Origin of the sequence: Microbispora sp. CL1-1, assembly GCF_012034195.1 — a bacterium.
Lineage (GTDB): Bacteria > Actinomycetota > Actinomycetes > Streptosporangiales > Streptosporangiaceae > Microbispora.
The window spans coordinates 1-18,568 of record NZ_JAATEK010000027.1 but is presented as its reverse complement, the minus strand read 5'-3'; the positions used below and the strand labels follow the sequence as shown (position 1 = coordinate 18,568).

Genomic DNA, 18,568 nt, shown 5'->3' with positions numbered 1-18,568 from the left:
CAAGGACTTGAGGTTCACGGCAAGCCTGACAGGCGCCACCGACAAAAGATCTTCGCCCCGCCCGTGCCGGCCGGCGCGTGTGCCGGCCGACGGAAAAGGGCCGTGGACCAGCGCCGGCCGGATCTCCCGGCGGCCCGTCATGGTTCCGTAAGCATTCGCGAGGCCGGGCGGCGGTACGGTCGCGATTGTGCTTCCGAATGTCCTTTCCGGCGCGGGCGGCGCGGATCATGGTTCGCCGCCGTTCCGGGAAAAGAGGCCGCGCCATGGTGCGTGATTCCGTCGTTGATTCCGCCGTGAGAGAACGGGCCGAAACACTTCTTCGAAGTGTGCCCGGCCGTTTCGGCAGCGTGCTGCATTCCGAGCGCGTGGCCGCCCGGCTCGGCATGTGGCTCGGGATCAGCTTCACCGTGGCCTTCGTGACCGGCCTGATCAGCCACTTCATGCAGCATCCACCCGGTGGCCTGGCGTGGCCGTCCCGGCCGGTCGGGCTTTATCGGGTGACGCAGGGGCTCCACGTCATCGGCGGGCTTGCGACGGTTCCGCTGCTTTTCGCGAAGCTCTGGACCGTTTATCCGAAGCTGTGGCAGTGGCCGCCGTTCCGGTCGCTCTCCCACGCCATGGAACGCGCGCTCGTGCTCGTTCTCGTCGGGGCTTCGCTATTCCAGTTGGTCACTGGATTGCTGAACATCTCGTACGTTTACCTGTGGCCGTTCTCTTTTCCCGTCGCGCATTACTGGACGGCATATCTCCTGTACGGCGCCCTGATCATCCATGTCGTCAACGAGTGGGCGAAGATACGCGGGAACCTGTGGACGCGGGAGCAGGTCGATCCCCCGGAGACGGTGACGGCGCGGCGCCGCTTCCTCGGCACGGTGGCCGCCGCGTCGGGCCTGACCGTGCTGTTCACGGTGGGCGAGACGTACGCGCCGCTTTCCAGGCTCGCCCTGCTGGCGCCGCGCGACCCGCACATCGGCCCGCAGGGCCTGCCTGTCAACAAGTCCGCCGAGGCGGCGGGCGTGACCACCGTGATCCACGACCCGGGATACCGGCTCACCGTGACCGGCGCGGTGCGCACGCCGCTGTCCCTGGCGTACGACGACCTGCTGCGGCTCCCCCAGCACACCGTGCGGCTGCCGATCGCCTGTGTGGAGGGCTGGAGCGCCGAGGCCGAGTGGTCGGGCATCCGGCTGCGCGACCTCGCCGCCCTGGCGGGCATCGCGCCGGACGCCGTTCTCACGGTCGAGTCGCTGGAGAGAGGCGGGGGCTACCGGTCGAGCGAGGTGCGGCCACCGCACTGGAACGACCCGCTCACGCTGCTGGCGCTGCGGATCGGCGGCGCGCCGCTCGCCCCCGACCACGGCTTCCCCGTACGGCTGATCGCGCCGAACCGGCCGGGCGTGCTGCAGACCAAATGGGTGTCGAAGGTGGTGGCGGCGTGAACGCACCGCGCTTGCCGAGACGCTTGCCGAGACGCTTGCCGAGACGCGTGAACGCACCGCGTCTGCTGGGATACGCGATCGGCGGCGGCCTGGTCCTCACCGGACTCACCGGCCTGCTCGTGGACGCCCGCCACAGCGACCCGCTCGGCTGGGCGCTGTGGTTCGGCGGCTTCGTCGTGGCGCATGACGGGGTGCTCGTGCCGCTCGTCCTGCTCGTCGGCGTGGCCGCCGGGAGGCTGCGTACGCCACCGTGGGTGCGGGCCGGGCTGATCGTCGCGGCCGTGCTGTCGTTCGTCGCCCTGCCGATGGTCACGGGTCTCGGCCGCCGGGCCGACAATCCGTCACTCCTGCCGCTGGACTACGGGCGCAACCTGCTCGTCGTCCTGGGCCTGGTCGCGCTGGTGACGGCGCTCGGCACGATCGCCACGCGGCTGCGGCGCCGCCGCGGTTAGCAGCGCGCTCAGCCGGTGGTTGGTCTCGGTCACGGCGTCGACGAGGTCCCGGTAGGGCTCGTCCCAGGGGTCCTTCAGCCCGAATCCGCGGTGGGGGTTCTCCAGCCAGCTGCACCAGTGCCAGCCCAGGCACCACGGGCGGGCGGCGAACGCCTCGGCCGCCGTCGCGTACCCCTCGCCGCGTTCGCGCTGGTCACGGCAGGACCCCGTACGGCCAGGGCTCATCGTCGTCGGGCACCAGTTGCCGGTGTCGGCGATCAGGACGGGCCGGGTGGTGCGTTCGTGCCACCGTTCGATGCGGTCGAGCGCCGCGTCGAGGTGGCCGGGCCCGGGAGGGGGGAACGTCTGCACCGACAGCACGTCGACGTACGGCGCCATGGCGTCGAGCACCGGCTCGGGCACCCCGGCCCGGGTGCCGTAGCGGTCGCCCAGGATCAAATGGTGGGGATCGTGCCGCCGGATCGCCTCGGTGGCGACGCGATAGTAGGCCTCCGCGATCGCGGGGAGATCCTCGGGCGGGAAGCCGCCGCCCGCCGGGTGCGGCCCCCAGCCGGGCACGTCGACGAGGAAGTAGCCGAGCAGGTTCGGGTCGTCCGGGCGGCAGAGCGTCCTGGCCAGATGGTCGCACCACTCCGCGAAGGCAGGCGTACGGGGATCGCGGTAGGCCGGCGACCCGTTCCACAGCTCGATCTCGGCCACCCGCAGCGACAGCGTGTACGGCAGGCCCGACGCGGCCAGCTCGTCGGGCGGCAGGCCGTCCGAGTGTCCGAGGTCGACGGGGCCGCCCTCCGTGGCGAGACCGGTGCCGCTGACGTACTCCGAGGTCCAGCCGATCGTGTTGAACCCCCACGAGGTCATCTCCGGCACCAGTCCCTCGCGCAGCCAGCGTCCGCGTGACCCGCCATAACGCGTCCGGTAGATCCCGATGTTGTGCGGATAACGCAGGTTGGTGTCGTCCGCGTGGACGACCCCGACGGACAGGAAAGGGGACCCGTCAGGCGTACGCAGCGACCAGCGGTCGCGGCGCTCGATGGTGAAGCGGCCTCCGGCCGCGGGGTCTCCGGTCACAGCGCGCCTCCTTCACGGCTTTTGACGAGACGAGACATCTCGTCTCGCGACGACCATACACGAGACGAGATGTCTCGTCTCCACTACAGTGGACCCATGCCCGCCGATCCCGCCCGCCGCAGCCAGGAGTCCTGGCGGGCGATCCTCGACGCCGCGTACGCCCTGTTCGTGGAGGGCGGCTACCAGTCGGTCACTATGGGCGGCATCGCCGCCAGGGCGGGCGTGGGCAGGCAGACGCTCTACCGGTGGTGGCCGTCCAAGGCGGCGATCGTCTTCGAGGCGTTCCTCGACAAGGTGAGCATCGGCCCGCTCCCCGCCGACGGCCCGCTCCCCGCCGACGGCCCCCTTCCCGCCGACGGCGACCTCGCCACGCTCCTGCGCGCCTACGCGCACGGATTCCTCACCCTGTACGTGGACGGGGCCGGGGGAAGCCGGCTACGGGAACTGATCGGCGCCGCGCAGACCGACCCCGACCTGGCCCGTGCCATGGTGGAGCAGTGGTTCGAGCCCCGGCGGGCACCCGTGCGAGAGGCGCTGCGCGAGGCGCAGCGGGCCGGGCTCGTCCGTGCCGACGTCGATCCGGACACGGCTCTCGACCTCGTCTTCGCGCCGCTCCACTATCGGCTGCTGGTGTCGGGGCAGCCCCTCGACGCCGCGTACGCCGATGCCGTCGTCGACCTCTGCCTCCACGCGCTGCGCTATATCGCGTCGGACACCACGGCCAGCAGGCCCTCGAAATCGTCGTTGCAGGGGCCGCAGGCGCGCAGGTGAACGGCGATCCCCGGGTAGCGCCGCCGCGCGTCGTCCGGGTCCCGGGCCACGAGTTCGACGTACACGTGGAGCAGGTCCAGCGCCTTGTCGCAGCCCACGTCGCGCGGGTCGGTGCGCAGGAACCGGTCCAGCTCGTCCAAACCGTTCATGACCGCCTCGCAGTGCCGATGTCCAGGAAGCCTTGGGCGACGAGCGCGGCGCGCAGCTTGCGCCTGACGTCGAACATCGCCTTGTAGATCGCGTTGCGGTTCGTGCCCAGTTCGACGGCCACAGCGTCCGACGGGACGCCCTGCAGCACGATCGTGACGAAGATGTGGCGCTGCCGTTCGGTGAGCTCCTCATCCACGGCCCGGCGCAGCGCGTCGACCAGGGCGCGCCGCTCGGAGCGTTCGGCCGGGTCGAACTCGAACCGGTCGGGCAGGCGCTCCCAGTCTTCCCCCTCCAGCGGCACCCCCGGATCACGCCAGAAGTGGCGGCCGAGCTTGGCCGACACCTCCAGGACGGCGAACTTGTAGGCCCAGGTGGTGAACCGGCTCTCACCGCGGAACTGACCGAGCTTCGCGATGACGGCCAGCAGGGCATCGGCTGCGGCCTGGTGCGCCATGTCGTCCAGCTCGGGTCCGGACAGGCGCAGTCGCGGGGCACGCCTGCGCACCTCGTTGCCCGCCACGCGCAGCAGGATCGCGTGCAGCCGTTCCACGGCCGCCTCCCGCTCCGCTCCGGCGCCGCCGAGCGTACGCAGCCACTCGGCCGACTCGGCGTCGGCAGAGGCGAGGGTGGCCTGGTGTTGCCCGAGGCCGTGATCGGCCGCCATACGTCCGATGCTATTCGCCCGAACTCGTGAGGTAAGACCTCGCCCCGTGGTGACGCGAAGACAGTGACAACCCGAATTCGATACGACAGGGGGATCGAACATGACGCTACTCAACCCTGGTGACCGTTTTCCCGATCTGGACGTGACCCTTATCGACGGAGAGACCCTGCGCCTGCCCGACGCGCTGGCCGGAAGCTTCGGCGTCGTGCTCTTCTACCGGGGTTCGTGGTGCCCCTACTGCAAGGCGCAGCTGCGCGCCTTCCAGCGGTCGCTGGACGCCCTGGGCGGCGTCGAGGCCAAGGTGGTGGCCCTGTCGGTGGACGACGAGGCCACGACGAAGGACCTGGTCACCACGCTCCGGCTGGACTTCCCGGTCGGCCACAGCGCCGACCCGGACCTGCTGGCTCGCACGACCGGCGCCTTCGTCAACGACGACCCCCGGTACGTCCAGTCGACCGGCTTCGTGCTCGACCCCGCCGGGCGGGTCGTCGTCAGCGTCTACTCCAGCGGCGCGATCGGCCGCCTCGTGCCCGACGACGTCGTCGGCCTGATCCGCTACATCAAGGAGCACTCGCCCGCCGCCTGACCTGCCACCCATGGCGACAGGAGAGACAGAGACCCGGGCAGGCCGGACCGCCACCGGCCTGCCCGGCCGGGCCTCTCAACCGATCGTGACGTCCGAGATGTCGATCGTGATGGGAGCCCAGGAGAGGTCCGCCGTGCGGTCCTCGTTGCGCCGGCGGATGTGCCGCTTGACCGGAACGGGAATGCCGTCCACCACCTCGTGCGCCCGGATGTAGTGCGCCGTCTCCGACCCGCCGGTCACGTCGGGCTGGTAGTCCATCCGCCGCAGCAGCCCGGAGTCGTCGTAGTAGTAGAGCTGCGTCGCGTTGTGCGTGTGGATCGACGGCGGATAGGTGACGCTCAGCACCCGCCACTTCTCGCCGTTCTCGGTCCACGGCTCCACCTCGTGCGCCTCGACCCCCGGCCAGGTGAAGACGTACGGCTCGACGAGGTAGTGCCAGAGGGCGTAGCTGCGGAAATACGCGACCTGACCCACGTTCCACTGCGTGTCCCGCGTGTGGCCGTCGAAGGTGGACCTCGGCTCGGGCAGATCGGCCAGCACCTCGCCGTCCGGGCCGGTGACGGTCACCCGGTCCGCCTCGCGGTCGTACACGACCGTACGGCCGGTCTCGGGGCGGCGATGAACGATGCGCTCCTTCTGGAGGCTCACCTCCACCAGGTCGTCGCCGGCGAAGTCGGGCTGACCCTTGAACTCCCAGAAGGGACCACCGGCGGTGATGCGCGCGGTGAGAATCGACAGGTTCTTCCAGCGTTCGAGTCCGCCGTGCGCCTCCATGACGCGGGCGAGCAGTGCGTCCATCTCTAACTCCTAACTTCACACTGATTGCTCCTAAAGTAGGACCAGTTGCTCCTAGAGTAAAGTTGACCTGTGTCACAGCGAAGCTATGGGGACGGATGCGGCGCCGCCCTGGCGCTCGACGTCGTCGGCGAGCGTTGGGCCCTGCACATCGTGCGGGAGCTGGTCTTCGGCCCGAAGAGGTTTCGCGACCTGCGCAACGCCCTCCCCAACGCCAGCCAGAACGTGCTCAGCCAGCGCCTGCGCGAGCTGGAGAACGAAGGGGTGGTCCGCCGGGTGGAGCTCGGGCCGCCGGTCAGCGCCCGGGCCTACGAACTGACCGACAGCGGCCGGGAGCTCGAACCGGTGCTGATCGAGCTGGCCCGCTGGGGCGCGCGCCGGGCGACACTGGGCGGCGCCGAGATGAGCACCGACGCGTTCATGCTGCTGCTCAAGGTTTTCTACCGGCCGCCCGCCCCGGACACACCGTCCCTGACGGTCCGGCTGGTCGCGGGCGTCGACGCGTTCGACATCATGGCCACGCCGTCCGGGGTGAGCGTGGCCCGCGGCGGACACTCGCAGGCGCACGCGACGGTGCGCGCCGACGTCCGTACGCTGCGGGCCCTGATCTTCACCGGCCTCACGGTGGCGGAGGCGGCCGACGCCGGCGACGCGCTGGTGACCGGTGACACCGACGCGGCCCAGCGGTTCTTCCGGCTCTTCGACAAGGGGCGCTAACGGAGCTGCCGGACCGGGGCGGCGGTTTCCACAGCAGTGCCGTCGGCGGTGGCGGTCACCCGGTGGACAGCGGCGCCGGGCACCCGCGAGACGGCCTCGGTGAGCACTCCGTCGGTGAAGAGGGCGGCCACTCCGTCATCGAGAGCCCAGCCGCCCGGCAGGCTGCCGTCGGCCACCGCGTTCAGGAAGGCAGGCCGCCGGTCGGCCTCCCCGTCGTAGTGGGGGCAGAAGCTTCCGCCGATGAGTCCCAGACCGTCCAGCAGAGGGCTCACCGGGCCGAACGAGTCGGTGAGGCAGGCGTCGAACCAGCAGGCCGCACCCGCGCTGATTCCGCAGAGCAGCACCCCGGCCTCGTACGCCTCGCGCAGCACCTCGTCCAACCCGTGCAGGCGCCAGACGGCGATCAGGTTGGCGGTGTTGCCGCCCCCGACGTACACCACGTCCTGCGACAGGATCAGGGCGCGCAGGTCGCGGTGCTCGCGGCGGAACAGCGAGAGGTGAGTGGGCAGGCAGTCACGGGAGGAGAAAGCGGCGTAGAAGCGGTCGACGTAACCCGCCGAGTCGCCACTGGCCGTCGGAACAAAACAGACCTTCGGGCGCTGCTTGCCCGTGGTCGCGAGGACGAAGTCGTCCAGCAGGGTGTCGGGGTCGTCGGAGAAGCCGCCGCCGAGCAGGACGATTCTTCGGGGGTGAGGCATGAGGCAGTGCTCCTTGTCCTCATCGAGAGCTGACCGGCGGCAACGCCCGCACCTGCGAGCCGAGAGGCGTGGCAGGGGGTGGTATTTCGATTGACACCGGCGCGGGCCCGTGTGGAGGGTGGCGTGGTGTCCGATGATCTCCCGCTGGACGTACGCGCGGCATTCGGGGTTCCGTCCGGTCCCGCGCGGCTGTTGCCCGGAGGTGGCGGCACCTGCTGGCAGGCGGGTGAGCTGGTGTTCAAGCCCGCCCCGCGTCCGGCGGTGGCGTCATGGCTGGCCGAGGTGTTCGCCGATCTGCGCGGTCCGGGTTTCCGGGTGCCCCGGCCCGTACGCGCGGCCGACGGCTCATGGGTCGCCGGCGGATGGGCGGCGTGGACCGTTGTCGAGGGCGAACCCGATCCCGTGACGCGCTGGCCGGAGCTCGTCGCGGCCGGCCGGGCCTTCCACGCGGCCCTCGCCGGCGTCCCCGCCCCGAGCTGGCTGGGGCGCGGCAGAAACCGCTGGGCGGTGGCCGAGCGGGTGGCATGGGACCAGGCCGAGGTCGAGCCGGCGCCGGAACTGTCGGATCTGGTGGAGGCCCTGCGCGCCGCCACCCGGCCGGTACGGCTGCCCAGCCAGCTCGTGCACTGTGACATCGCGGGCAACGTGCTGTTCGCGGATGGGCAGCCGCCCGCGGTCATCGACTTCTCACCCAGCTGGCGGCCAACGGGCTACGCCTTGGCGGTCGCCGCCGTGGACCTGCTGGCCTGGTCGGCCGCACCGCCCGGCATCCTCGACGAACTGGACGGCGAGGACGACATCGACCAACTGCTGCTGCGCGCCCTGATATGGCGCCTGGTCACCGAGTCGCTCGGCCGGCCGGACCCGGACAGCAGGCAGGCGGTCCGCCGCGCCAACGAACCGGTGGTCGAACTGCTGCTGTCACGCGTGTCCGGCCGGCCCATGACCACCGGACCGGCAACCGACGCCGACATCGCCGCCTCGGTCGGCCGCGCGCTGGGCTGCGAGATCACTGGTCTGCGACCGGTCACGGGCGGGCATTCCGTGGCGCGAATCGCCGACCGTGCCGATGACGGTTCCGTATTCGTCAAAGCCGCCGCACCCGCCGAACTTGTCGTGGAGTCGGCGGTGTACGAGGCCCTCGGTGACTACCCGTTCCTGCCGCGGCTGCTGGCGAGCACCCGCGAGCCGATGCCGATGCTCGTGCTGGAAATGCTGGAGCAGGACCACTGGGTCCGCGAGTGGACCGCACCCCTGGTCGCGGCCACCAGGAAGCTGCTCCACGAGGTGCACACGCTGCCCGCGCCGTCCGGCGTACCGGTGTTGCGGGAGATGGCCAATCCCTGGGAGGCCATCGCCGCCGACCCGGCCCGCCTGCTGCGCATGGGCGTATGTTCACGCCGGTGGCTGGCCGAACACCTGGACACGCTCCATGCCGCCGCCGCCGAGGCACCCGTCGAGGGGGACAGCCTGATCCACCGTGACGTACGCGCGGCCAACCTCTGGTGGCATGACGGCCGCTTGGTGCTGGCCGACTGGGCGTCGGCGGCGATCGGCGATCCCTGGCTCGACCACCATCTGTGGCTCGTCGCCCTGCACGCCGAAGGCGGCCCCGCACCGGACACCGACCAGGGCCCGCACGCCACGGCCCACGCCGCGCTGATCGCCGGGCAACAACCCCTGCTCTCCCCGGCGCGCGACGCCAACCCGGCCCTGTTCGACCAACGCCGGCGCCACCTCACCGTCGCCCTCTCCTGGGCCGCCCGCCTCCTGCACATCCCACCCCCACAACCACCGGCCTGACACGCAATGCCGAACCGGGCCGGGTTGGCCGGCTGAGGTCAGGGCGGCCGGGCCGATCTGTCCCACCTACACATCGGAAGGACATCCGCAATGCTCGACTTCGAGGCGACCTCCGGCGGCGTGCCGCTTGACGCGCTCGCCGTCCCCCGCAGGTCGGGCACCGAGCCCTTCACACAGGCCGGGGCTGCGGCAGGTGCCGTCCTGACCGACTTCTGGGCGTGGGCATGCTCCGACCTGATGAGCAATCGACTGCGCGGGGTCCTCGCCGAGTACATCGTTGCGTTGGCCATGGGTGCCGGCGATGGTGTTCGCACGGAGTGGGATGCGGTCGACCTGCGGCTGCCCGGCGGGCTGGACATCGAGGTCAAATCGGCGGCTTACGTACAGTCGTGGAGTCAGCAGCGGCTGTCGCGCATCGAGTTCAATGTCGCCCCCGCCAAGGGATGGGATGCCCGGACGAACACTGTGGCGACGGTGCCACACCGTCCAAGCCGGGTCTACGTCTTCTGCCTCCTGCACCACACCGATAAGGCGACGGTCAACCCGCTCGACCTGGACCAGTGGGAGTTCTACGTCACCCCGACCACGATGCTGGACGCCGCGTTGGGCACCCAGGCACGGGTGTCACTGGCGCGGCTGCAGACCATCACCCCGAGTTCCGTGACGTTCGGCGAGCTCGCAGCCCGCATCACGGAGTGCATGGAGGGTTGAAACGCGACGGGCCGGCCTGTCCCGTATCTAGTCGTCTATCTCGTTGGATGGACTGACGATTGAGCCCTTGCCCGGCTTGGTCGTGATCAAGCCTCTCTGCCCCTACCTTTTTGAATACGTCTGATCGAGATGTGAGGCGAAGGTGGCGCCTCGCCTTCAGGCCCCAGCCGTCGCAGGCTGTCCACCAAAGCTGATGCTCGTGGAACGGACGGCAGGCCAGCGGTCCCTGGGCGGGGAACTGACCCAAGCTGATCGTCCGCCATGGCAGACCATAGGCCAGTACGTGTCAGAGGGGGAGATCTTGGCTCTACCGAAAGTGAGCCACCACTACTGATCATTGGTGCTCCAGGGTTGTCGATCGTCCGACGGCACGCTGAAGCCGACGCCGGAGCTGGAGGCGGGCTCGTCAGCCGGCAGAGGTCTATTCTGACGACGAGGCGCAACCGAATCCGCCAGCCGCGGTCGTAGGAAGTCGGCCCCACCCATGTCGGACCTTTGACCTGCGGTTTCAGGGTGCGAAGGGTTCCGTCATGGCGGTAGCGTGCAGGCGTAACAGCTTGGAGGTCAACGATGCCCACCCCGCATCAAGACAACGAGGCACTGATTCCCCGCCCGCCACTTACCACCGCCGCCCTCAGGGCAGCAGTCGCCCAGATCGCTCCCGCATATCTCAACCAGTTCGTCGACCACCTCGATCAGGCGACAGAGCAGGCGGCGCGCCAGAGCACCGTGGCACCTCTGCAGAACTTCATACAGCAGTGGGGTGAGTTCGTGGCGATACACCGTCGTCCCGCCCTAGCGGCCCGCCTCCGCGCGTTGGAGACGGAAGTCGCCGCCGCGACCGACAGGACCAAACTGGACAGAGCCCTGGCCGAGATCAACGAGATCACAACGTCCGCACGCCAAGAGGCAGTTGGTGACTGACGCCTGGACCTGGGAGTACAACCCCGACGCCGAGCATGTCATTGCCGGGTTTCCCCCGACCGTCATCCTCGAGGTCGAGCGGCTTGCCGACCAACTCGCAATCCTCGGAAGGGATGCGGTCCATGCCGGTAGAGGCCCGTTGCATGGTGGAGGCCTTCGGACACTCGATCTGTACGGCGGCCGCGGCTTCCTCAACTTCATCGTTGCGGAGCATCTGCGCCTTGTGCTGATCGTTCGCGTTACCTGGATGGATTGACGCCACCTCGCGCGCACCACAGCGGGCCCGAACGCTTCCAGCAGACCATGAAAAAATGGCTGCGCGCCCAGCCCGACCAGCCCACTACGATCACCGGCTTACAAACCCTCATCGACCGCTTCACCGACGCCTACAACCACCCCGCACCCACCGGTCGCTGCCGCACCGGGCCACCCCCGCTGCGGCCTACAGCACCCGGCCCAAGGCCCAACCATCCGGCACCCGCGACGGCGACACCCACACCCGGGTCCGCCACGACCGCGTCGACCACACCGGCGTCGTCACCCTGCGGATCAGCGGCCGGCTCCACCACATCGGCATCGGACGAACCCACGCCCGAACCCACGTCATCCTGCTCGTCGACGATCTCCACGTCCGCGTGGTCAACGCCACCACCCGGCAGCTCCTCCGCGAGCTGACCATCGACCCCACCCGCGACTACCAACCCCAGTACACAAAGAAACCCCCGAACCCGTAGGTTCGAGGGTTTCCGATGTCTTGCGACATCACAAGAGCGGAGAGCGTGGGATTCGAACCCACGAGACCGGTCACCCGGCCTAGCGGTTTTCAAGAGCACTACGGTTTCTCCGCCCACACTGGTCCTGACCTGCGGCGCAGCCAGGTGAAAGAAATTGGCCAGCGAAGATCATCCCGCACATATCCCGCGCAGGGCAGGTGGAGTAGTTACAGCTTGACCTGCAAGATCTCCATCGCTTACACCACGTCCGAGACCAGAGTTCTGGTTGACCGGGGACCACATGTATGGATGGGCAGCACCTGGACGTCCTCGATCGCATGGCCCAGATCCATTCCCGCTACACCCCTGACCAGCTGGTCAGGCGCTCGATCACGGTCTCGATGCCGTACATCCTGCCATCGTCCACCACATCAAGGCGGCACTAGCCGATGTACGGCAAGCTGCTCCCCGTGAGGTAGTGGCCGATCCGTAACCGCATTGACCGGTCCATCCGCAGGCCCGTGACCTGATCCCGGGGGACCCATCGGACCTCGCTGGATTCGCTGCTTAAGGTTGGTGCGCCGCTGACGGCGTGAGCGGTGAGCATGATGGAGAACTCTTGCCGGGCCTCACCGTCAGAGGTGTAGAGGATTACATGCCTCGGGTCAGTGTAGGTGCCAACAAGGCCGGTGATCTCGCACAAGACGCCGGTCTCTTCGAGGGTCTCCCGTACGCCGGCCTGCGGGAGGGATTCGCCGAGGTCGATCGCGCCGCCAGGGACGGCCCAGTTGCCGTTGTCGGACCGGCGGATCATCAGCAACTCTCCGGCATCGTAGGTGACAACGACGTTGACGGACGGCACGAGGCTGTTAGGTTCGGGCGCATCGGGGTCGTCATAGAAGTCGATCCGGCGGGCCATGGTTATGACCCTATCGGCCTGGCCGCTCCCACACCGCTCGAAGCTGTCAAAGCAGGCGATGACCACGCCCCCACCATTACACTCCGCTTTTAGGCGGAACAATCTCCCTGGCCGGAGATCCCACTTCGGCCAGCAACGAGCATTATAGTCAATATAATGACTTAAGCCTACAAGCGAGTGGGACGGCGCGAGGGCACGAAGGGTCGAGAGGCATGGATGAGCATAGAGAGAAGGAACCAAGAATCGACTTCCCCCCTCTCGTTAACGGAGTCGATTATCTGCTAAGCGCGATCGAGAACTTCGATGGGAACCCGACTGAGCGAAATCTGAAATACGCGATTTTACATCTTCAAGCAGGTGTTGAAGTGCTCCTCAAATCTCGCCTTATTGTTGATGATTGGAAACTTGTCTTCAGTAAGATAGAGAAGGCCGACCCCGACAGCTACAACAGAGGTGATTTCAAGAGCTGCACGGTAGCAGACGCGGTCGCCCGACTATCCGAGATAGGTATCAACATTCCGGACGACACCCGAGAAGCGATCTCATATTTAAGTCGCCAACGAAATCGACTCCAGCATCTCGGACTCACTGACACTTCGGCGGCCATTGAGGCCCGCGCCGCCGAGGTGTTGAACTTCATGTTGGACTTCATCCGGGAACATCTCCAGCCTGTAGTTAACGACGCCGAGGCCGGCTACCTAGCCAGCCAGATGGACGTCGTCCGGGCCCGCCTGCACCGCATCCAAAGCTTGGTCACCACCCGTATGCGGGCGCTGGCCCCGGAACTGTCACGAGCCCCATGGCAAACGCTCCACTGTCCCCATTGCGGCCAGTGGTCCCTAGTCGTCGACACCGAAGGCGCTATGTGCTTGTTCTGCCGCACCGAGCAGGATAGACAAGAACTTCCGCTCGACTACGTCGCCGTCGTTCTTGATCAGGGTTACCGCGCGTTCCGCAAAGGAGAGCCTTACGCGAACGTATGCCCCGAATGCGGAGAAAACTCTTTGGTCAACGATGTCCGCGTAGCGGCGGCCCCCGACACCCCTCAATATTTCTGCTTCGCCTGCGCCGAAGCATTTAGCGATGTGGACGAATGCGTGCGCTGCGGCCTACCCTTCCGAAGGTTCACAGAAGAAGAAACGCTATGCAGGAACTGCTGGGACGACATAATTGCACGACAATAGGCGCTAAATGCAGCCGGGGAGGGCAAGAGTGAATGGATCAAATCCGGTTTGTGTGGTGAGCGTCTGATCATTGCCAGCCGAGAGGGCCTTCTGATCCGCAGCAAGATCGAAGATGTCTACAGGCGTGCATCGATGAGAGCACTGTTCGTAGAGGGTGTTCGGACTCTCTGATTCCACAGGCGTCCATGGTCATCCAGAGCCGTCGTTAGCAACGCCGTTAGCAAGATCACCCGTCGGTATACTCCTCAGAGCGAGGGGGACGGACATGGGGAAGGTACTGCCGGCGGCTCGCACCGAACTCGGCGAAGTTCCGCCGCCCCTGCGTAAGGCTCAGCTCGTAGTTCGGGCCTCCGCGGACTTCATCGGCGTCATGGTCGTCCTGTCCATCGTCTCCCCCAGAAAGAGGATCACTGCAGCGGCGAAACCGTGGGCGCCGTTGCCTTCAAATCCCTGATGATGGGCTCATGTCCTTGATGCAAGCGCTGCTGCACGCTGCCCCCTCCGAGGTGACGATCGATCAAGTCCGCCGACTGGTGGCGATGGTCGGGCCAGAGGCTCCCACCATCGAGTACAAAGCCGATATGACCAGCAGCATCGCAAAGGCCGTTGCCGCCCTAGCGAACACCTATGGCGGCTTGGTCCTGGTCGGGGTTACGGATGACCGCAAGATCACCGGAGTCAAGGAGAAGACGATCGAGCGGGTCGCCCAGCACTGTCACAGCACCATCGAGCCGCCCTGGGTACCGGATATTGTCCCGGTCCCACTGGATGACGGCTCTGGCAAGTACGTGCTGGTCCTGCGCGTGGTGCCAGGCATTCCACCTCGGCCGCTGCTTGTTGAGGGGGCTGCGCCGATTCGGCACAGTAACACCACCCATCCAGCCAGTTGGCAACAACTAGCCGCTCTGTTCGCCGAAAACGACACGCTTATCCAAGCCGACCCGTGGGTTATCCGGGCGCCTGACCTTCCGCAGGACGGGACGGGCAACGGAGGTAAGGTTGTGGATCTCATTGTCCGCTCCGGCCTCAATATCGCCATCAACCCCAGGGCCGCCTGGCGGCCTTTGGGCGAGCAGCGCGTCGACCAGTTGGCGGAAGCACTCAATCGCTCGTCCCTGGTAGGCGTGCTCACCGACCTAGCGTCGTCCGGCGGCGACGCCACCATCCGGAAGTTCCATCGGCAAGGCCACAACCGGTCCCGCGTAATCAGGCTCCAGTGGCGAGGGCTTCCACCGGAGTGGAAACCCACCGATCCTGTCCCCGTCGAAGCCTTGTTGTCTGCCGAAGTGCCGGGCGGTTATGGCCGGACCGCCACGCATCTATACCTTCATCTCGATGTCGTCACTCGCCTGGGATTCTGGAACGCCCTCAATGAAACCCGCCGGACTTTCGTCAACGGGGGTGAACTGGATATCTCTTTCCCATTCTGGCGAATCGATATCGCTATCCTCGGGAAGCTGATGGATGCGGTAATCGCCGCGCTCGTTGACGAGGGTGTGGTGGGTGCGATTGCCGACCTGGCTCAGGTGGATCCGCTGGCCATTCCGCAGCCGCGAGTCCTGCACATGGTCACCCAGTATCCCGTTTCGGAGATTCTCGACACCAGCGAATTGCGGGTAATTCCCGATGCCGGAAACTCGCATGGCGCGCATCTGCTCGCTGACCCTGGCCTCGACCTTACCGACCTAGACAACCGACGCGAGCAGATCAACACCTGGCTGGTACAGACGGCCCTGGACGCCGGACTGCTAGGAATGGAGCATCGTTTGGGCACTCTCAGTCCTTGGTGAGTCCAACTAGCGTGGTGACCAGTACGAGCTAGGCCATGACGCTCAGGACTGTCCATGCCCCGTCTTCCGGCCCTCATCTAGCAAGCTCTACCGGTTACTCAGTCCATGGCTGTCCAAATCTGTCCAGGCTTGTTGCTACCATTCGCGTTAGCAAGATCAGCCGTTTGCGTGTTGAGGATCTCCATTGCCTGGAGCACATCAGGAACAACATGGTCCGCCTGGTGCTCATCATCGAGCCATCTTCCCCGGTCGATCCAGACCGTGCGAAGTCCGGCCGCGCGTCCGCCGGCGATGTCGGCGACGAGGCTGTCGCCGATCATCCAGCCTCCGGCTTCGAGACTCATGCCGCACCGAGTAGCGGCGATCTCAAACAGTCCGCGGTCTGGCTTACGAATACCCTCGATGCCGGAGAGGGCGTAGGCGTCTACAGCCTCGGCCAGCCCGTCTGCTGGATCTTGCCCAGCTGGTTATCGGCGGTCCCGTTGGTGACGATTGCCACCTTCCAGCCCGAGGCGCGGAGGTGCGACAGCCCGTCCATCACCATGGGGCGACATTGAACGAGGTGGGGCATGCGCTTCCGGTAGCTGCCCCACAGCTCCTCGACCGACTCGGAAAGGGCGAAATAGTCGTGGACCTTGGTGAAGAACGCAGCACGATGCGGGTAGCCCGCCTGATCCAGAGCGATCAACCAGTCAACCGCCTCGTGACTGAGGCGGTACTTCTCGACAAACTCCGCGACCCAAAGGCGGAAGGCTCCGTCGAGGCTCACGAGAGTGTTATCCAGGTCAAAGAGCGCAAGCCGTTGCACGGCGCGCATCATACGAGGAACACGGTCCTCCGGACGCCTAGCGGTTATACCCGGCGAGGTCTACGACCAATTGGGCGAGGACGACAAGCGGAGTGGACGGTGTAGCAGATCGCCGACGAGCTGAGCGTCAAGTGCCATGATCTACGGGTATTTGAAGCAGACCTGGGAAAGGGCGGTGCCGTGGCCGAACACGATCCGGAAGATGATGGCCTGTCCTACCAGACGCGCCAGCTCATCGCGGGCGATCCTCGGGCTGCCCTCGGCGCCTGAGCCCGCGATCGAGGAGACTCTCAGCTAACGCGTAAACGGTACTTGCCTGTGATGTGCGGCCCGTACTGTTCCTGTGCGTGTCTCTCGGAACGCTGGTAGGCGTGCTGGCGCTGATGGTCGGACCTTTTTTTGTGGCCTACTGCTACACAGATGTTGTGAGTAAGCAGCGCCCTCAGTGGACGCAGCCGAAAGCGAGCTTTGCAGGGTGCTTCACTCTTATCGGCTTCGTTGTTCTCGGTCTATGGGCGGCTGGCGCGGCGCGCGACGCCTTGAAGGCCTCTCTGGGAGATTTCCTTTCGGGTGTCGCTGCTGTTGTCCTGTGGTCGCTGATTGTGGGGATAGGGGGCGCGTGGTCAACCACACGGCCTGGTCAAGGTCAGTACTACGCCGACAAGCGGAAGCGCATAGCCGACGAGGTGGGACTGCCCACTGAACAGCAGGCGCTATGTGGCTGCGCTGAGTGGGTACGCCGCGAGGGCGAAGGGGAGCGGTGGACTGCCATCTGGGGAGGCCATTACGCCTGTCGCCTATCAATAGAGGGACACGTGGTCAGCGATGACGACATCCTTGTTGTCGTCATCGGAGAGTGCAACCGGTGTAGCTCACGGGTGTACCGGCAGGCGCTCTCTGATTACGCATGGTCGGCTAGGGACGAGCACCGTGCACAGTGGTGGGACTCGTGCCGGCATGAGGATGTGCGTGTGCGGACCTGAGTGGGACGTCGGTCGATCAGCGACTTATCCGGTAGCCGCGATCACACCTACCGTCTAGCCGACAGCCAGGAACGTTCCGTCACCGAGGAACGTAGTAACCCTTGCGGGTGTTGGCCTTGATGAACTCCATAAGGTGCTCACGGGAGATGAGCTTGCGCGAGCCGATAGCCACCCATTCGATGTCCCCCTGATTCATCATCTGATACAGCGTTGAGTAGCTGATCCCGAGTGCCTTGGCGGCGTCCTTGATGCTGAGTAGCAGTGGCCCTTCGCCCGACAAGAGTGACGGTTTGATCGCTGTGGTCTGCTCGGCCTCGATCACGTCGATCTCGGAGGCAGTCGTCTTCCAAGATCCGAAGTATCCGTAGGGACGATCGCGAGCCGCTGCACACCGCGCACAATACGAGCAGGTAGCGCTTGCGGATGCGGGCCGGCACCCTCGGTTGTCAGCTTGAGGATGCCGGTAAGTCGAATGAATCAGCCGCCGAAGAACAGCGGGTCTGGCATGTAGGGCGCCATCAAAGAAGCCAGGTGGGCCATCGCTGCCAGCATTTTCACCTCCCTCACTCGATCGACTACTCTCTGCAACGATCTCGTGTTCATGCTGGTCAGCGCAACCGATTTCAGCGCTGACGCTCTCGGAGCTGCATCGACCAGCTAGAGTCGCTGCACGTGGAAGAGGAGACCTTCACTATTCGTCGGGAGCTGGCGGAAGCCGACCAACCGCTACCGTCCCAACCTTGCTAACTTGCTGTTCATCATCGGTACGACGCTCTCAGAGCTGGGCCGCTCGGCCAACGCCCCGCCGGCGGAAGAGGAGGCCCTTGCCATCCTGCGCAAGCTCTCATCAGCTACGAAGAGAGAACTAGAGAAGGCTGGTGTGCACCGCTTGCGCTCTGATGACCGCCCCTCCCATCCCACCCAGGCCTGCCCAACCAGCCACAGATGGGCGCGCATGATTGGGGTTAACACATACAGGACCTCCTGTAGCAGCGCTAGATGAAGCGGAGCTGGACAAGTCACCTGGCTGGGTATGTCGAGCCACCGACTTGAGCGCGTAGAAGGTCGACAAGTTGCCACACAGACGCAAAGGGGTTGCGGTCTGCCCACCTGGTCTCCCCACGGTGAGCGTCTTCAAGCATCTGCGCACGCTTCCGGGCGACCTCATACTTGCCTAACAGGCTGACGGCGTCGAAGCTCTTCCCGTCGCGCTTGTAGCAGCACGAGCCCTGTTCCTCTAGCAAGCTGCACGCCCGGTCCGTTGTCAGATAGGCACGCTGGTCCCAGCAATGAAGTATTAACCACAGCTCAAAACAGGGGTTTGAGACAGCACACTTTATACCCTTCTTCTTTGCCAGCTCCAACGCCCTTTGCAGCGTGGGATGCTCAATCG

24 protein-coding genes are annotated in these 18,568 nt (G+C 66.2%); 14 read left to right on the top strand and 10 right to left on the bottom strand.

What is annotated here, in order from left to right:
* The first annotated feature begins 347 nt into the window (after positions 1-347).
* Together HCK04_RS26965 and HCK04_RS26960 are read left to right on the top strand one after the other, a co-directional pair.
* On the top strand, positions 348-1,439 hold the full coding sequence (locus HCK04_RS26965) for a molybdopterin-dependent oxidoreductase (protein WP_260617417.1): 1,092 nt from the start codon (positions 348-350) through the stop codon (positions 1,437-1,439).
* Positions 1,440-1,486: 47 nt separating this feature from the next.
* A complete protein-coding gene (locus HCK04_RS26960) occupies positions 1,487-1,891 on the top strand; it encodes a hypothetical protein (RefSeq protein ID WP_142650196.1) in 405 nt (134 codons plus the stop codon).
* Here the strand turns inward: HCK04_RS26960 and HCK04_RS26955 are convergent.
* Positions 1,781-2,959 carry a hypothetical protein gene (locus HCK04_RS26955; RefSeq protein ID WP_205830760.1) on the bottom strand — a complete coding sequence of 393 codons (1,179 nt, stop codon included), beginning with the start codon at positions 2,957-2,959 and terminating at the stop codon, positions 1,781-1,783. The two genes, HCK04_RS26960 and HCK04_RS26955, sit on opposite strands and share 111 nt — an antisense overlap.
* Positions 2,960-3,055: 96 nt before the next feature.
* Between HCK04_RS26955 and HCK04_RS26950 the strand changes: the two genes are divergently transcribed.
* Positions 3,056-3,730 carry a TetR/AcrR family transcriptional regulator gene (locus tag HCK04_RS26950; protein ID WP_168066302.1) on the top strand — a complete coding sequence of 225 codons (675 nt, stop codon included), beginning with the start codon at positions 3,056-3,058 and terminating at the stop codon, positions 3,728-3,730.
* On the opposite strand, the gene HCK04_RS26945 is transcribed toward HCK04_RS26950, so the two are convergent.
* Both HCK04_RS26945 and HCK04_RS26940 read right to left on the bottom strand, forming a co-directional pair.
* A complete protein-coding gene (locus HCK04_RS26945) occupies positions 3,658-3,879 on the bottom strand; it encodes a hypothetical protein (RefSeq protein WP_142650194.1) in 222 nt (73 codons plus the stop codon). The genes HCK04_RS26950 and HCK04_RS26945 overlap by 73 nt on opposite strands.
* The gene (locus HCK04_RS26940; RefSeq protein ID WP_142650193.1) at positions 3,876-4,544 is read right to left on the bottom strand and encodes a sigma-70 family RNA polymerase sigma factor; all 669 of its coding nucleotides are present in this window, start codon (positions 4,542-4,544) and stop codon (positions 3,876-3,878) included. The genes HCK04_RS26945 and HCK04_RS26940 overlap by 4 nt, the downstream gene beginning before the upstream one ends.
* A gap of 100 nt (positions 4,545-4,644) precedes the next feature.
* On the opposite strand from HCK04_RS26940, the gene HCK04_RS26935 reads away from it, so the two are divergent.
* Positions 4,645-5,130 (top strand): peroxiredoxin family protein, encoded by a 486-nt coding sequence (locus HCK04_RS26935; protein ID WP_142650192.1) that lies wholly within the window; start codon positions 4,645-4,647, stop codon positions 5,128-5,130.
* A gap of 75 nt (positions 5,131-5,205) precedes the next feature.
* Here the strand turns inward: HCK04_RS26935 and HCK04_RS26930 are convergent, their stop codons facing one another.
* Positions 5,206-5,928 (bottom strand): hypothetical protein, encoded by a 723-nt coding sequence (locus HCK04_RS26930; protein WP_142650191.1) that lies wholly within the window; start codon positions 5,926-5,928, stop codon positions 5,206-5,208.
* A 69-nt stretch (positions 5,929-5,997) separates the two neighbouring features.
* On the opposite strand from HCK04_RS26930, the gene HCK04_RS26925 reads away from it, so the two are divergent.
* Entirely contained in the window at positions 5,998-6,642 is a 645-nt protein-coding gene (locus HCK04_RS26925) for a winged helix-turn-helix transcriptional regulator (protein WP_142650190.1), read from the top strand.
* Here the strand turns inward: HCK04_RS26925 and HCK04_RS26920 are convergent.
* Positions 6,639-7,340 (bottom strand): peptidase E, encoded by a 702-nt coding sequence (locus tag HCK04_RS26920; protein WP_142650189.1) that lies wholly within the window; start codon positions 7,338-7,340, stop codon positions 6,639-6,641. The genes HCK04_RS26925 and HCK04_RS26920 overlap by 4 nt on opposite strands.
* A 126-nt stretch (positions 7,341-7,466) precedes the next feature.
* Here HCK04_RS26920 and HCK04_RS26915 point away from each other — a divergent pair, with 126 nt between their 5' ends.
* The 6 genes from HCK04_RS26915 to HCK04_RS26890 all read left to right on the top strand — a co-directional run bounded on the left by HCK04_RS26915 (position 7,467) and on the right by HCK04_RS26890 (position 11,937).
* Positions 7,467-9,143, top strand: a complete 1,677-nt coding sequence (locus HCK04_RS26915) for a TIGR02569 family protein (RefSeq protein WP_168066301.1) — start codon at positions 7,467-7,469, stop codon at positions 9,141-9,143.
* A 90-nt stretch (positions 9,144-9,233) separates the two neighbouring features.
* Positions 9,234-9,854, top strand: a complete 621-nt coding sequence (locus HCK04_RS26910) for a hypothetical protein (protein WP_142650187.1) — start codon at positions 9,234-9,236, stop codon at positions 9,852-9,854.
* A 570-nt stretch (positions 9,855-10,424) separates the two neighbouring features.
* Positions 10,425-10,778: a hypothetical protein gene (locus HCK04_RS26905; protein WP_142650186.1), complete on the top strand. Its 354-nt coding sequence runs from the start codon at positions 10,425-10,427 to the stop codon at positions 10,776-10,778.
* On the top strand, positions 10,771-11,034 hold the full coding sequence (locus HCK04_RS26900) for a hypothetical protein (protein WP_142619170.1): 264 nt from the start codon (positions 10,771-10,773) through the stop codon (positions 11,032-11,034). Before HCK04_RS26905 ends, HCK04_RS26900 begins: the two co-directional genes overlap by 8 nt.
* Before the next feature lie 55 nt (positions 11,035-11,089).
* A complete protein-coding gene (locus tag HCK04_RS26895) occupies positions 11,090-11,512 on the top strand; it encodes a hypothetical protein (RefSeq protein ID WP_205830758.1) in 423 nt (140 codons plus the stop codon).
* A gap of 284 nt (positions 11,513-11,796) precedes the next feature.
* Positions 11,797-11,937 (top strand): hypothetical protein, encoded by a 141-nt coding sequence (locus tag HCK04_RS26890; protein WP_168066299.1) that lies wholly within the window; start codon positions 11,797-11,799, stop codon positions 11,935-11,937.
* Here the strand turns inward: HCK04_RS26890 and HCK04_RS26885 are convergent.
* A complete protein-coding gene (locus HCK04_RS26885) occupies positions 11,934-12,410 on the bottom strand; it encodes an NUDIX domain-containing protein (RefSeq protein WP_142650185.1) in 477 nt (158 codons plus the stop codon). The two genes, HCK04_RS26890 and HCK04_RS26885, sit on opposite strands and share 4 nt — an antisense overlap.
* Positions 12,411-12,622: 212 nt before the next feature.
* On the opposite strand from HCK04_RS26885, the gene HCK04_RS26880 reads away from it, so the two are divergent.
* Complete coding sequence (locus HCK04_RS26880) at positions 12,623-13,594, top strand: hypothetical protein (protein WP_142650184.1); 972 nt, start codon at positions 12,623-12,625, stop codon at positions 13,592-13,594.
* Between the two features lie 464 nt (positions 13,595-14,058).
* Complete coding sequence (locus HCK04_RS26870; RefSeq protein WP_142650183.1) at positions 14,059-15,384, top strand: ATP-binding protein; 1,326 nt, start codon at positions 14,059-14,061, stop codon at positions 15,382-15,384.
* Positions 15,385-15,482: 98 nt separating this feature from the next.
* On the opposite strand, the gene HCK04_RS42760 is transcribed toward HCK04_RS26870, so the two are convergent.
* Positions 15,483-15,728, bottom strand: a complete 246-nt coding sequence (locus tag HCK04_RS42760) for an HAD hydrolase-like protein (RefSeq protein ID WP_240971845.1) — start codon at positions 15,726-15,728, stop codon at positions 15,483-15,485.
* An 80-nt stretch (positions 15,729-15,808) separates the two neighbouring features.
* On the bottom strand, positions 15,809-16,192 hold the full coding sequence (locus HCK04_RS42755) for an HAD hydrolase-like protein (protein ID WP_260617416.1): 384 nt from the start codon (positions 16,190-16,192) through the stop codon (positions 15,809-15,811).
* Between the two features lie 347 nt (positions 16,193-16,539).
* On the opposite strand from HCK04_RS42755, the gene HCK04_RS41410 reads away from it, so the two are divergent.
* Positions 16,540-17,175: a hypothetical protein gene (locus HCK04_RS41410; protein ID WP_185949039.1), complete on the top strand. Its 636-nt coding sequence runs from the start codon at positions 16,540-16,542 to the stop codon at positions 17,173-17,175.
* Between the two features lie 79 nt (positions 17,176-17,254).
* Here HCK04_RS41410 and HCK04_RS43780 read toward each other — a convergent pair whose 3' ends face one another.
* Positions 17,255-17,497: a helix-turn-helix domain-containing protein gene (locus HCK04_RS43780; RefSeq protein ID WP_168066297.1), complete on the bottom strand. Its 243-nt coding sequence runs from the start codon at positions 17,495-17,497 to the stop codon at positions 17,255-17,257.
* A 697-nt stretch (positions 17,498-18,194) separates the two neighbouring features.
* A partial coding sequence (locus tag HCK04_RS26855; RefSeq protein ID WP_205830757.1) for an RloB family protein occupies positions 18,195-18,568 on the bottom strand: 374 nt, incomplete at its 5' end.